Source organism: Paraburkholderia sp. SIMBA_053 (genome assembly GCF_046534895.1).
Classification (GTDB): domain Bacteria; phylum Pseudomonadota; class Gammaproteobacteria; order Burkholderiales; family Burkholderiaceae; genus Paraburkholderia; species Paraburkholderia caledonica.
The window spans coordinates 80,563-94,662 of the sequence record NZ_JAWRXU010000006.1 but is presented as its reverse complement, the minus strand read 5'-3'; the positions used below and the strand labels follow the sequence as shown (position 1 = coordinate 94,662).

General features: G+C 62.5%; 12 protein-coding genes. 8 read left to right on the top strand and 4 right to left on the bottom strand.

Annotation, left to right across the window (positions count from 1 at the left end; all coding sequences use genetic code 11):
- Positions 1-137 precede the first annotated feature (137 nt).
- Positions 138-845, top strand: a complete 708-nt coding sequence (locus SB753_RS19905) for a hypothetical protein (RefSeq protein ID WP_410801447.1) — start codon at positions 138-140, stop codon at positions 843-845.
- Positions 846-1,177: 332 nt separating this feature from the next.
- Here SB753_RS19905 and SB753_RS19900 read toward each other — a convergent pair whose 3' ends face one another.
- Together SB753_RS19900 and SB753_RS19895 are read right to left on the bottom strand one after the other, a co-directional pair.
- Entirely contained in the window at positions 1,178-2,755 is a 1,578-nt protein-coding gene (locus SB753_RS19900; RefSeq protein WP_410801445.1) for a YifB family Mg chelatase-like AAA ATPase, read from the bottom strand.
- Between the two features lie 126 nt (positions 2,756-2,881).
- Complete coding sequence (locus tag SB753_RS19895) at positions 2,882-3,136, bottom strand: accessory factor UbiK family protein (protein WP_020067052.1); 255 nt, start codon at positions 3,134-3,136, stop codon at positions 2,882-2,884.
- Positions 3,137-3,603: 467 nt separating this feature from the next.
- On the opposite strand from SB753_RS19895, the gene SB753_RS19890 reads away from it, so the two are divergent.
- The 7 genes from SB753_RS19890 (at position 3,604) to ptsP (ending at position 11,329) form a co-directional block, all read left to right on the top strand.
- A complete protein-coding gene (locus tag SB753_RS19890; RefSeq protein ID WP_006048089.1) occupies positions 3,604-3,942 on the top strand; it encodes a P-II family nitrogen regulator in 339 nt (112 codons plus the stop codon).
- Between the two features lie 45 nt (positions 3,943-3,987).
- Positions 3,988-5,481, top strand: a complete 1,494-nt coding sequence (locus SB753_RS19885; RefSeq protein ID WP_410801442.1) for an ammonium transporter — start codon at positions 3,988-3,990, stop codon at positions 5,479-5,481.
- Between the two features lie 247 nt (positions 5,482-5,728).
- The gene (gshA, locus tag SB753_RS19880) at positions 5,729-7,018 is read left to right on the top strand and encodes a glutamate--cysteine ligase (protein ID WP_013586995.1); all 1,290 of its coding nucleotides are present in this window, start codon (positions 5,729-5,731) and stop codon (positions 7,016-7,018) included.
- Between the two features lie 177 nt (positions 7,019-7,195).
- A complete protein-coding gene (gene gshB / locus SB753_RS19875) occupies positions 7,196-8,152 on the top strand; it encodes a glutathione synthase (RefSeq protein ID WP_410801440.1) in 957 nt (318 codons plus the stop codon).
- A 341-nt stretch (positions 8,153-8,493) separates the two neighbouring features.
- Positions 8,494-8,982: a PTS sugar transporter subunit IIA gene (locus SB753_RS19870; protein ID WP_020067049.1), complete on the top strand. Its 489-nt coding sequence runs from the start codon at positions 8,494-8,496 to the stop codon at positions 8,980-8,982.
- An 80-nt stretch (positions 8,983-9,062) separates the two neighbouring features.
- Complete coding sequence (locus SB753_RS19865) at positions 9,063-9,332, top strand: HPr family phosphocarrier protein (RefSeq protein ID WP_020067048.1); 270 nt, start codon at positions 9,063-9,065, stop codon at positions 9,330-9,332.
- Between the two features lie 248 nt (positions 9,333-9,580).
- Positions 9,581-11,329, top strand: coding sequence for a phosphoenolpyruvate--protein phosphotransferase (gene ptsP / locus SB753_RS19860; protein WP_410801438.1), 1,749 nt, complete (start codon positions 9,581-9,583; stop codon positions 11,327-11,329).
- Between the two features lie 71 nt (positions 11,330-11,400).
- Here ptsP and SB753_RS19855 read toward each other — a convergent pair whose 3' ends face one another.
- Entirely contained in the window at positions 11,401-12,159 is a 759-nt protein-coding gene (locus SB753_RS19855; protein WP_410801436.1) for a HesA/MoeB/ThiF family protein, read from the bottom strand.
- A gap of 74 nt (positions 12,160-12,233) precedes the next feature.
- Positions 12,234-13,811 (bottom strand): S41 family peptidase, encoded by a 1,578-nt coding sequence (locus tag SB753_RS19850; protein ID WP_020067045.1) that lies wholly within the window; start codon positions 13,809-13,811, stop codon positions 12,234-12,236.
- Positions 13,812-14,100 lie beyond the last annotated feature (289 nt).

Genomic DNA, 14,100 nt, shown 5'->3' with positions numbered 1-14,100 from the left:
TATTGTAGTCCTATTCGAGCCAGGCGGCAGCGAGCGCCCGCACCGGGGCGCATGCCTCGCGCGGGCTGCGGCCGATTGAGGCCGGTTCCCCGGCCGCGTGCCGCTTCCGCTGACGCTTCTCAAGCTGCCAGCGGATAATGTCGCTTTATGCTCACGTCATTGGCCCGTTTCTCGGGCGCCTTGTTCCCATGCTCCAGATCGTTTTTCGCGTTTTCCCTCTGTTCACCCAACTTCTTCCGCGTCTTGTTTCCGGCTTCGCCCGCAATCGGAATACAGCGGATCAGAAACCGCCCGTGGTTTCGCGCGCGCATTCGGTCTTCCGCGCGGGGGCTTGCGCGCTCGCCATTGGCGCGGCTCTGAGCGGCTGCTCGCCGACTTTCGACTGGCGCACGATCATGAATAACGACAGCGGCTACACGATCGATCTGCCGGCCAAGCCGGGCAACGATCAGCGTGCCGTACAGATAGACGGAGCGCCGATGCAAATGGCCATGCAAACGGCCGAAGCCGGCGACGCCGTATTCGCGGTCGGCACGATCACGCTGCCCGACGAGAGCGAGGCGACGCAACGCAAGGCGCTCGACTTTCTGCGTACCGGCCTGGCGCGCAACGTCGGCGCGCAGCCGGATGCGCACGCCGTGCAGATTCCACTCGCGGCCGGCGGCAAGGTGCTGGGTCTGGAAATGAAGTTGAGCGGGCAAGCCGGTTCAGACCACGAAAAGCGCACCGTTTATGCGCGGCTGGTCGCGCGAGGGCGTCATGTGTATCAAGCCGCGATCATCGCTTCGCAGCCGTTGCCGCAGGAGCAGGTCGACCAATTTTTTTCGTCTTTCCAGCTGTATTGAAAGCGGTAGTTTTGGCCGATTCAACGCGCGACGGATCCATTTGTGCAGTGAAAGTTCCGTCGCAGCTTTGCACGCTAATTCTCGGTTTACGTTGAAGTTTTCCACTTGTCCGCGTGTCCTGTGGATAACTCTGTTGAGAAGTCCCGCTTTTTTCGCGCAGATGCCCGCCCCATGGGCATTTCGCCTGTCTGCGCGCCCGTCGGCCAGAATAAAAAACTGTTTTAAATCAACGATCTTGCTCGAAAGCCTTCTATGTACCTTTCAGATGTTTCTAAATTTATCTGGAACGCGCGCATGTGCATAAGTCAAGTCTTGACAGCATATTTTTCTCCTCACCCAGAGCCAAAAGCGCGTCGATACTGAACGGCCTCGCCGACCTGTGCAGCGCTCGGCATGCTCGTCCCTGCGAGGTCCGCGATGGTGCGCGCCACCTTCAACACGCGGTAGTAAGCGCGGGCCGACCAGCCGAAGCGCTCCCCGGCCTCGCGCAGTAGCGCTTCGCCGGCTGCGTCGGGCCGGCAGACGGCGTCCACCTCTTTTCCACTCAACTCGCGGTTGGTTTTGCCCTGCCGCGCCAATTGACGCTCGCGTGCGACGTTCACCCGGCTCGCGATAACCGCGCTCGTCTCGCCAACGGCGTTTGACCGCGCGGAAAGCTCCGCCGACGTGAGCGCAGGCACTTCGAGTTGAATGTCGATGCGATCGAGCAGCGGCCCGGACAGCTTGCGCAGGTAGCGCGCCGCGATGTCGGGCGTGCAGCGGCAACGTCCGTTCGGATCGCCGCGCCAGCCGCAAGGACATGGATTCATCGCCGCGATCAATTGGCAAGCTGCGGGAAAGTCCGCCTGCAACGCTGCGCGAGAGATGGTGATGCGACCGGCTTCCAGCGGTTCGCGCAGTGTTTCCAGCACGTCGCGGTCGAACTCCGGCAACTCGTCGAGAAAAAGCACGCCAAGGTGAGCCAGCGTGATCTCACCTGGCTGCGGAGGGTTGCGCCCGCCGACCAGCGCTGCTGCGCTCGACGAATGATGCGGCGCGCGAAACGGCCGTCGGCGCCATTGCGAGGGCGAGAAACCCGTGCGGCTTGCAGAGAGCAAGGCTGCCGAACTGAGCGCCTCGTCGTCGGTCATGGGTGGCAGCAGACCCGGCAGGCGGGCGGCGAGCATGGATTTGCCGGCCCCCGGCGGCCCGATGAGCAACACGTGATGTCCGCCGGCCGCGGCGACTTCGAGCGCTCGGCGCGCGCCGCGCTGGCCGATCACGTCGCCCATGTCGGGCACGGCCGCAGGCGTGAACTGTGCGAGGTCGGGTGCGGCGACCGGATAGAGGCGCGCTTCCGGCGCGTCGGCCAGATGAGCGCACAGCGACGGCAGATCGCTCGCGCCATACACATCTACGCCGGGTACGAGCGCAGCCTCGGCTGCGCTTGCGGCAGGCAGATAGAGTTGCGGATTGCAGTGCGGCGGCGCGCGCGTGGGCATGCATTCAGCAGCGGACGTGTCGCCCGCCGCCGCGCTGCGCGCGGTGCCACACGCCATCGCGAAAGCGCCGCGCATGGGACGCAGCGCGCCCGTCAATGACAACTCGCCGGCGAACTCGCGATGAAGCAGCGATTCCACGGGAATCTGGCCGCTTGCCGCGAGAATGCCCAGCGCGATCGGCAGATCGAAGCGGCCGGATTCCTTGGGCAAGTCGGCGGGAGCGAGATTGACGGTGATGCGCCGCACGGGAAAGTCGAAGCCGCAGTTCTGCAGCGCCGCCCGCACGCGCTCACGGCTTTCGCGGACTTCCAGATCGGGAAGTCCGACGATCGAAAAAGAAGGCAACCCGTTCGCGAGGTGCACCTCGACGGTTACTTCGGGCGCGCGGCCAGAGGCCGGCGCGCGACTGCGCACCACGGCAAGCGACATGTTTTCTCCCGTCGGACGGTGCGCGACTAACGCGCTCCAATCCCCTTAATACGCTGATGACGTCACGGCTCGCTTGCCTGTGATGTGCAGCTAGATGCAGCTACTGCGCTGCCAGAGCGACAAGCGTCAGGAAGTCTGCGTGACCGGAAGTTTCTGTTCGAGTTCTGCGACTCGACGCTCCAGTTCTTCGAGGCGCGCGCGCGTTCGCACGAGCACCTGTGTCTGGGTATCGAATTCCTCACGCGTGACCAGATCGAGCTTGGAGAAGCCCTGCGACAGCATGGCTTTCACATTGCGCTCGACGTCTTTGGCCGGCGAATTCTTGAACAGCTCGCTCATGCGCGCCTGAATGTCGTTAAAAACATCGTTCGGTTGTTTCATGGTGTTCCCCTTGGTGCACAAAAAATGTGCAGCGTTTCATTACGTCTGTGCCTCGCATCTGACGATGCGCTGTGTTGGTGCGCCGGCCTTTTCAACTCACGAAGGCGTGAGCCCCTTTGGTGCGCGCTTCCTGTTTCGGAACCTGCGGACACTCTAGCAACGATCCCTGCACCGCGCCACCGGGCGGGGCGTGCGTTAGCCATTCGGACAAGAGCGGCTGAGCCGCTCGCAAAGCCCGCGCGGGCGCAGTTTGACACAACATGGCATATGAGTTGCTTTTACTGCCCCGCGCGCACTGCCGGCACCATTTTCCGGCAGCGAAACGAGACCACGCGGACGGTTACGAGTGCCAGCCAGGCTTCTGCATGCGGAACGCAGACGGATTGAAGCAGGGCTGCAACGGGTTCGGGAAACGCGTTACGCAAACGGGTTACGCAAACGGGTTACGCAACTAAGCGAGGGATTTCATGAAACTCATCACCGCAATCATCAAGCCGTTCAAGCTCGATGAGGCGCGCGAAGCCTTGTCGGCGATCGGCGTCTCGGGCATCACGGTCACAGAGGTCAAGGGGTTCGGCCGTCAGAAGGGCCATACGGAGCTGTATCGCGGCGCTGAATACGTCGTCGATTTCCTGCCGAAGGTGAAGATCGAGGCCGCTGTCTCGGACGACATCGTCGATCAGGCGATCGAGGCGCTGGAGCGCGCGGCACGCACCGGCAAGATCGGCGACGGCAAGATCTTCGTCACGCCGATCGAGCAGGTGATCCGAATTCGCACCGGTGAGACCGGCGCGGACGCTCTGTAACACCAAAAGATAGCGACACAGATAAGCGACAAGAGGAAACGAAAGATGCGCAAACTATTGATGTCCCTGCTGATGGCCGGTTCGCTTCTCGCGGGCGGTGTCGGCGCCGCGCTCGCGGACGACGCGTCCGCTCCCGCAGCCGCCTCGGCCGCTACTTCCGATACGGCAAGCGCGCCGGCACCGGACGCGTCGGCCGCCGCCGCAGCTTCGGCACCCGCGGCTGACGCATCGGCTGCACCCGCAGCGAGCGCCGCCGCAGCACCCGCGGCATCGGACGCCGCGCCGGCCGCACCGACCGCGCCGTTCTCGGTCGATTCGTCGAAGATCAATTCGGGCGACACCGCCTGGATGCTGACCTCCACCGCGCTCGTGCTGTTCATGACGATCCCGGGTCTGGCGCTCTTCTATGGCGGCATGGTCCGCAAGAAGAACGTACTCGCGACGCTGATGCAAAGCTTCGCGATCACCTGCCTCGTGACGATCATCTGGACGGTGGTGGGCTACAGCCTCGCGTTCACGCCGGGCGGCTCGTTCATCGGCGGGTTCTCGCGCGTCTTCATGGCCGGCATGAACTACATCAAGGGCGACAAGGCTACGACGCTGACCGTCAGCCACCTGGCCCCGACGATCCCGGAAACGGTCTACTTCGTCTACCAGATGACGTTCGCGATCATCACCCCGGCGCTGATCACCGGTGCGTTTGCCGACCGTATGAAGTTCTCGGCGATGCTGGTGTTCATGGCGCTGTGGTCGATCATCGTCTACTCGCCGATCGCGCACATGGTCTGGGAACCGACCGGCTGGCTGGCTAGCGCAGGCGTCCTCGACTTCGCGGGCGGCACGGTCGTGCACATCAATGCCGGTATCGCGGGTCTGGTGTGCTGCCTGGTGCTCGGCAAGCGCGTCGGCTACGGCAAGGAAGCAATGGCTCCGCACAACCTCACGCTGACGCTGATCGGCGGCGCGATGCTGTGGGTGGGCTGGTTCGGCTTCAACGCGGGTTCGGCAGTGGCGGCAGACGGCCGTGCCGGTTTCGCGATGTTCGCAACGCAAGTAGCAACGGCAGCGGCGGCGCTCGCCTGGATGTTCGCCGAATGGGCGGCCAAGGGTAAGCCTTCGGTGCTCGGTATCGTGTCGGGCGCGGTGGCTGGTCTCGTGGCGATCACGCCGGCTTCGGGCTTCGTCGGTACGCTCGGCTCGCTCGTGATCGGTATCGTGGCCGGCGTAGTCTGCTTCTGGTCGGCAACGTGGCTCAAGCACAAGCTCGGTTACGACGACTCGCTCGACGCGTTCGGCGTGCACTGCGTCGGCGGTATCGTGGGTGCGCTTCTGACTGGCGTGTTCGCGGTCAAGGACATCGGCGGCTTCGACGGCAGCGTGCTGCTGCAAGCCAAGGGCGTGCTGACGACGCTGATCTACAGCGGCGTGGTGAGCTTCATCCTGCTGAAGCTCATCGACATGACGATGGGTATCCGCGTGACGGAAGAGCAGGAACGCGAAGGCCTGGACGTCAGCCTGCACGGCGAACACGTCGAATAAGGAAGTGGCTTGACGAGCCCGTGCTCCCGGGCTCGATGAATCAGGAACAAGCACGAACAAGCACAGCGCTTCGGCCCGCCTTCATGGCGGGCTTTTTTCTTGCTCGCTATCTTGTTAACAGTTCTTTTTCCTGTCTATCATTGCGATAGAGACAATGCATTCTGGCTAGCTTGCGAATGGAGAAAGCGTCCCCAAATGGGCAAAGCATTTGCTCTACAATCTTTTTTCTCCAGTCTGCGAGTGATCAATGGTTCCGCACCTAGTTACGGCGTTAAACGGCCCGCTGCTCGATCTTGAGCGGAAGATCCTCGACGCCACTCCCGCAATCGAACGCTGGTTCCGCCTCGAGTGGCAGGAACACACGCCGCCGTTCTATTGCTCGGTCGATCTGCGCAACGCAGGTTTCAAGCTTGCGCCGGTCGACACCAATCTGTTTCCCGGCGCTTTCAACAATTTGCCCCAGGAAGTGCTGCCGCTTGCCGTGCAGGCTGCCATGGCGTCGATCGAAAAAATCTGCCCGGACGCCAAGAACCTGCTCGTGATTCCCGAGCGCCACACGCGCAACGCGTTTTATCTGGAGAATGTCGCCCGGCTGGCCGCGATCATGCGCCAGGCCGGCTTGAACGTGCGTTTCGGCACGCTCGACGAAAGCATCAACGGACCCGTCACCATTGCGCTGTCCGACGGGCAGAAACTCGTGCTCGAGCCGCTCGAGCGCTCGCAGCGTCGCCTTGGCCTGAAGAATTTCGACCCGTGCTCGATCCTGCTGAACAACGACCTGTCGGGCGGCATTCCGCCGGTGCTCGAGAATCTCCATGAGCAGTATTTGCTGCCGCCGCTGCATGCCGGCTGGGCTGTTCGCCGCAAATCGACGCACTTCTCGTGCTATGACGACGTGGCGAAGAAGTTCGCGAAGATGGTCGAGATCGATCCCTGGATGATCAACCCGTACTTCGCACATGTGGAGGGCGTGGATTTCCAGGAGCGCACCGGCGAGGAAGCGCTGGCCGATGCGATCGACGGCGTACTGAAAAAGATCGCCAAGAAGTACCGCGAGTACGGCATCTCCGAAAAACCGTATGTCGTCATCAAATCGGACGCGGGCACTTACGGCATGGGCGTGATGACCGTGCACGACGCGTCGGAAGTGGCCGCGCTCACCAAGCGCGAGCGGGCGAAGATGGCCGCCACGAAAGACGGCCTGGAAGTGCACGACGTCATCGTGCAGGAAGGCGTGTACACGTTCGAGCGCATTGGCGAAGAAGTGGCGGAGCCGGTCGTCTATATGATCGACCGGTACGTGGTAGGTGGTTTCTACCGTGTGCACGGCAGCCGCGAGCGCGACCAGAATCTGAACGCGCCGGGCATGCACTTCGTGCCGCTCGGGTTCGAGCACACGGCACTGCCCGATGCGCACGCCAAGCCCGGCGCGGCGCCGCCGAACCGCTTCTATATGTATGGCGTGGTGGCGCGGCTCGGGCTGCTGGCCGCATCGGTCGAGCTGGAAAAGACCGATCCGGAAGCGATCCAGGTTTAAGCTCGGCCGCGCGAGGGCGGCCTGCATGATGCGCGGCGGCGCGCATGCCGCCCGCGCCGTTTTTACCCACGACATTCGCGCTCGACTTCACTCGCAAATTCACGCGCAATTTCAAGCGCAGTTACACGCGCAGTTACACGATCAACGCCATGCCCAGCAGGGCGCAACGGGACCTTCATGGACATTCTTTTCATCGCCGATCCGCTTACGCAGTTCAAGATCTACAAAGACTCTACTTACGCGATGATGGCCGAGGCCGCGCGCCGCGGTCATACGCTGTACACGTGCGAGCCGAAGCATCTGGCGTGGACGGGCGGCGACGTCGAAGCAAACGTGCAGCGCTTTGCGATCACCGGCGACGTGACCGACCTGCATCGCGATGTCTGGTACGCGGCGGAAGCCGCCGCGCCGCGCGCGCTCAAGAGTTTTAGCGCGGTGGTCATGCGCAAAGACCCGCCCTTCGACATGGAATACGTCACGTCCACGTGGCTGCTCGAAATGGCCGAGCGCGCCGGGGCACGCATCTTCAACAAGCCGCAGGCGATCCGGGATCACTCGGAAAAGCTCGCCATTGGCGAGTTTGCGGAATTTGTTGCACCTACGCTGGTAACGCGCGATCCGGCGCGACTCCGGGCATTTCACGAGCAGCACGGCGACGTGATTCTGAAGCCGCTCGACGGCATGGGTGGCATGGGCGTATTCCGCGTGAAGCCCGATGGCATGAATCTCGGGTCGATCATTGAAATGCTGAGCCACGACGGCACGCGTTCGGTGATGGCGCAGAAGTTCATCCCCGAGATCAAGGACGGCGACAAGCGCATTCTGCTGATTGGCGGCGAAGCCGTGCCGTACTCGCTCGCCCGCATTCCGCAAGGCAACGAGGTGCGCGGCAACCTCGCGGCGGGCGGACTCGGCGTGGCGCGTCCGCTGACCAATCACGACCGCAAGATCGCCGATACGCTCGCGCCGGTGCTGGCGGCGCGCGGTCTGCTGCTCGTCGGGCTGGACGCGATCGGCGACTGGCTCACGGAAGTCAATGTGACGAGCCCAACGTGCTTCCGCGAGATCATGGATCAGACGGGCTTCGACGTCGCGGCGATGTTCATCGACGCACTGGAGCGCGCGGCGGGTTGAGCGGTCGTCCTTGAATGTGGACAGCGGCCCCCAAACTACGTGGCAGGATCAGCATCACGTCCGCTCAGCGCGGGACGCCGGCTTAGGCCCCAAAACGGGCCTGCTACAATGCCCGCTCTTCGCGTCCGTTTCTGGCAATAGGCTCTTGCACCGGGCCATCGGCACGAATCGCGGACCTGGAGCGAGCGGATTCAGCGTGCGCCGGCACGGCGTCATGCTTGTGATTCCGCTCATGAAGTGGTGCATTCCCGGCTCTCATGGCCCACGGCCGGCCGAGAGCGCGAGCGTTTCGGACAGGTTCCGATCCACGTTTGGGGCCGTATTTTTGCAGTAAGGCTGACATGGCAGGCATTCTGATCATTGCGCACGCTCCGTTCGCCACCGCGTTGCGCGACTGTATTTCGCATATCTACGGTGGCTTGCCGGCTCGCATCGGCGTGATCGACGTATCGCCCGATTGCGATCCCGCACAAATGGTTTCTTTCGCCGAGTCGGAAATCGCGCGTCTGAAAGAAGAGAACGGCGCACTCGTGCTCACCGATATGTTCGGCGCCACGCCCGCGAACATTGCGGGGCGGCTTGCCTCGGTGCCGGACGTGCGCGTGCTGTGCGGCGTCAATTTGCCGATGCTGGTGCGCGCGGTCTGTTATCGCGCCACGCCGCTCGACACACTGGTGGACAAAGCGCTCGCCGGCGCGACCAAGGGCGTTCATGCAATCGGCCCGGCAACGCCCGCGCCCGCTGAGTCGTCGGCGGCCTCGGCCGACTGTCTGCCCGCGTTGCCTTGCGACGCGGAACTCGTCCAGAAGGCTGGGCCAGCAGGCCTGTAGCGCATCGCATTGCAACTGCATAACGACTGACTGGCAGTTTTACTTTCACAACAACACTTACCAGCGCTTCGGACCATCACATGCTGCAACAGGAAACGACTATCGTGAACAAGCTGGGGCTGCACGCGCGCGCGTCGGCCAAGTTGACGCAACTGGCGGGCAACTACCAGTCGGAAATCTGGATGAGCCGCAATGGCCGCCGTATCAATGCGAAAAGCATTATGGGCGTGATGATGCTGGCCGCGGGTATCGGCAGCACGGTGCTGATCGAAACCGAAGGCCCCGACGAAAAAGAAGCGATGGACGCACTGTTGAAACTGATCGCTGATAAATTTGGCGAAGGTCAGTGAACTTGCAAATCGATATACCGATGAGTGAAGCGCCGCGGCTGTCCGCGGCGTTTTTTTTAGCGCGCGACAATACGCGGATCTCTTCGGCGAATGCAATGATGCATGGAGCGCAACGACTACGGTCTTTCGTGCTGCATTGCACACAGCATTCACGCACGTGCGCGACGGCGTGGAATTTATAATGACGACGAGAGTCTGAGAGCACTGCAGCGGTTTGCCGCGGCATCACACAACTAGAGGAGGTGCGCGTGTCGTTCACGCTGCATGGAATTCCCGTGTCACGCGGTATTGCCATCGGGCGAGCCTATCTGATCGCCCCGGCTGCACTTGACGTAGACCACTATCTGATCGAACCCGCGCAAATCGAGAGCGAGGTCGAGCGATTTCGCGCGGCCCAGCAACGCGTGCATGAAGAACTCGATGCGCTGCGCGCCGATCTCGCCGCGGACGCGCCCAGCGAAATGGGCGCTTTCATCAACGTACATTCAATGATCCTGAACGACGCAATGCTCGTTCAGGAAACCATCGATCTGATTCGCACACGCCGTTACAACGTGGAATGGGCGCTGACCGAACAGCTCGAACGGCTCTCGCGCCATTTCGACGATATCGAAGACGAATATCTGCGCGAGCGCAAAGCCGACATCGAACAAGTGGTGGAGCGCGTGCTGAAGGCGCTGGCGGGCGCGTCGGGCTCTCTGGTGAATGGCGTGCATGGTGCATGCGACGAAATGATCGTGGTCGCGCACGACATTGCGCCAGCCGACATGATGCAGTTCAAAACGCAAACGTTTCAGGGTTTCGTCACGGATCTCGGCGGGCGTACTTCTCATACGGCTATCGTCGCGCGCAGCCTGGGCATTCCGGCGGCGGTCGGCGTGCAGCACGCGAGCGCGCTGATTCGCCAGGACGACCTGATTATCGTCGACGGCGACCACGGCATTGTGATCGTCGATCCCGCGCCGATCGTGCTGGAGGAATATTCATACCGGCAGAGCGAAAAAGCGCTTGAGCAGCGCAAGCTGCAGCGCCTCAAATTTTCGCCGACGCAAACGCTGTGCGGCACGCGTATCGAACTGTGCGCGAACATCGAATTGCCGGAAGATGCGCGCGCCGCGGTCGACTCCGGCGCGACCGGTGTTGGCCTGTTCCGCACCGAGTTTCTGTTCATGAATCACAAGCACCGCATGCCCGAAGAGGAGGAGCAGTTCGAAGCCTACCGGCGCGCGGTCGAGTTGATGAACGGTCTGCCGGTCACGATTCGCACGATCGACGTGGGCGCCGACAAGCCCCTCGATTCGATGAGCGGCGGCGACGGTTACGAGACCGCAGCGAACCCCGCGTTGGGGCTCAGGGCAATTCGCTGGAGCTTGTCCGAGCCGCAGATGTTCCTCACGCAATTGCGCGCGATTCTGCGCGCGTCGGCGTTCGGCACGGTGAAGATTCTGGTGCCGATGCTCGCGCATGCGCAGGAGATCGATCAAACGCTGGACCTGATCCGCGAAGCCAAGCGTCAGCTAGACGACGCAGGGATTGCTTACGACCCGAACGTGCAGGTCGGTGCGATGATCGAGATTCCGGCAGCGGCCATCGCGTTGCCGCTCTTTCTCAAGCGGCTGGATTTTCTGTCCATCGGCACGAACGATCTGATCCAGTACACGCTGGCGATCGACCGGGCGGACAACTCGGTCGCGCATCTGTACGATCCGCTTCACCCGGCGGTGCTGCATCTGATCGCCTTCACGTTGCGCGAAGCGAAGCGGGCGGGGGTGCCGGTGTCGGTGTGCGGAGAGATGGCGGGCGACCCGAGCCTGACGCGTCTGCTGCTCGGCATGGGCCTCACCGAGTTTTCAATGCATCCGAGTCAATTGCTCGTGGTCAAGCAGGAAGTCTTGCGCTCGCATTTGAAGACGTTGGAAAAGCCGGTGGCAGATGTGCTCGCTTCGTTCGAGCCCGAGGAAGTGCAAGCTGCGCTTAAGCGCGTGGCGCAAGCCTGATCGGCAACGCCTGCTCTGAATGAAAAACGCCGCACATGTGCGGCGTTTTCGTTTTGGCTTCGTTCGTCTGTTCAAGGCAGGTGGGGTTGTCCGCATACCGGGCAATCGGGCTGACGCGCAATGCGCATGGTAGTCCACTCCATTCGCAGCGAATCGAGCATAGTCAGCCGGCCGACAAGCGGCGTGCCGATTTCGCCGATGACCTTCAGCGCTTCCGCTGCCTGCATCGAGCCAATGATGCCGACCGTCGGCGCAAACACGCCCATGGTCGAGCACGCGACTTCCTCGAACGGCTGGTCTTCGGGGAATACGCACGCGTAGCACGGCGATGCTTCACTGCGGAAGTCGAACGTGCTGATCTGGCCGTCAAAGCGCAACGCGGCGCCCGACACCAGCGGTACGCGATGCTTCACGCAGGCGCGATTGATCGCGTGGCGCGTGGCGAAGTTGTCGGTGCAATCGAGCACCACCGTGGCGGCCGGCACATGACAATCGAGCCACGCGTCGTCGACGCGTTCGGCCACCGCGTTCACTGTCACTTCGGGATTGATTTGCGCGAGCGTGTCGCGGCCGGACTCCACCTTCTTGCGTCCGACTGACGCGCTGACATGCAGGATCTGCCGTTGCAGATTGGTGAGATCGACTGTATCGGCATCGACTAGTGTCAAGCGTCCGACGCCTGCCGCCGCGAGATACATCGCGGCAGGCGAACCCAGTCCACCCGCGCCGACAATGATCGCGTGCGCATCGATAAAGCGCTGTTGCGCCTCGATGCCGATTTCGTCGACGAGAATATGGCGGGAATAGCGAAGGAGTTGATCGTCATTCATGAGGGGCCAGCGTGTCTTCTTCGCTGCGTGTCTTCACGGCGGCTTGCGCCGCGAAGACACGTGAGTCGTGCTGCTTACTTGCTCTGCGTAGCCGGTGCCGATGCCGGCGCAGCACCCGACGCGCCCGGCACCGGTTGCGTCGGCTTAACCGCGACCGGCGCGGACGCTGACGTGGCCGGCTTGTTCTGCGCGAGACGGCGCTCGGTCAACGACTTTGATTCCTGGACCGGCTTGCCTTCGAGCTTGTTCAAGGCTTGGGCCAGCATGAAGTCGTCGGCGGAACCGAATTCGACCGGCTTGCGCTCGCGATCTTTCTGGCGCTGTTCCGGCGTCTTCTTGTCGTTCTGCTCTTCGAGTTGACGCAACTGGTCCATGCGATCCTGCTCGCGCTTCTCGGCTTCCTTCTTCTCGTTCGGGTCTTGCGTGTTGGCAAGGTGATTCGAGTAGTCGACTTCGCGCGTGACGAGTGCGTCGTCCGGATCGCCTTCCGCGTACTGATCGACCGCGATGTCAGGACGGATGCCCTTGTTCTGGATAGAACGGCCGCTCGGCGTGTAGTAATACGCCGTGGTCAGGCGCAGCGCCGTGTCGGCGGTCATGGGTCGCACGGTCTGCACCGAGCCCTTGCCAAAGGTCGTCTTGCCGACGATCAGCGCACGATGCTGATCCTGCAGCGCGCCCGCGACGATCTCCGATGCCGACGCCGAGTAGGCGTTGGTCAGCACGATCATGGGCACGGTCTTGAAGATCGGCGCCTCGTCTTTCAGCGGGTCGGAGTCGAAGGACTGCAGACGGTAGTTGTCGTAAGTGTCGCGATAGACCTGCTTCGAATCCGGGATCTGCCCGTTGGTGGACACGACGACCGAGTTCGGCGGCAGGAACGCGCCGGCTACGCCGACCGCGCTTTGCAGCAGACCGCCGCCGTTGTTGCGCAGGTCGAGCACGAGACCCTTCAGATTCGGCTGCTGACGCGCGATGTCCTGCAGCTTCGCGGCCAGGTCCGGCGTGGTGCGTTCCTGGAAGCTGGTGATACGCACATACGCGTAGCCCGGCGCGAGGATCTTCATCTTGACCGACTGCACCTTGATGAGCGCTCGCGTCACCGTGAGCGGGAAAGTGCGGTCGTCGGTCTTGCGGAAGATCGTGAGCGTGACCTTGGTGCCCGGCTCGCCGCGCATCTGCTTGACCGCCTGGTCGAGCGTCATGCCGCGTACCGGCTTGTCGTTGATGCGCGTGATCAGGTCGCCCGGACGAATTCCGGCGCGGAACGCGGGCGTGTCTTCGATCGGCGAGATCACCTTGATCAGGCCGTCTTCCGACGAAATCTCAATGCCGAGGCCCGCGAAGCGACCTTTGGTCTGCTCCTGCAGTTCCTCGTAATCGGTCTTGTCGAGGTAGGACGAATGCGGGTCGAGGCTCGACACCATGCCTTTGATTGCGGCGGTGAGAAGCTTTTTATCGTCGACAGGTTCGACGTACTCGTGCTTGATCTGCCCGAACACTTCGGCAAACAGCCTGAGCTGGTCCAGCGGCAACGGAGTGGCGGCGGCGCTGGCGGGCTGCTGGGCCGAGGCCGAGAGTTGCAAAGTGGCGAATACACCGGTAGCAAGGCCCGCGGCGATCAGGCCGATATTTTTCAGGTTCTTTCGCATAGAGTCTGTTGCGGTCGGAAGCGCGTGGCAGCGTCGATAGAGATGGGGACGGACAAGTATAACTGCACACCCGCCAACTCAGGGCGCGGTGCAGGCAATCGTGATTCGACAGCGCGAAGCGTGCCGGGTTCGGCGCAACGCAAGCGCGACGTCGAAGTAATGTGCGGTAACAGTGGAAGTGGATCGCGATGAGAATGTCCGCGATCGAGGAAAGCGGACCGCGCTGGCCGGTACGTCTTGCCGGTCGGCGTGGTCCGTTTGTGACGCGCCGCGGCGCTTGCGGTCAGCT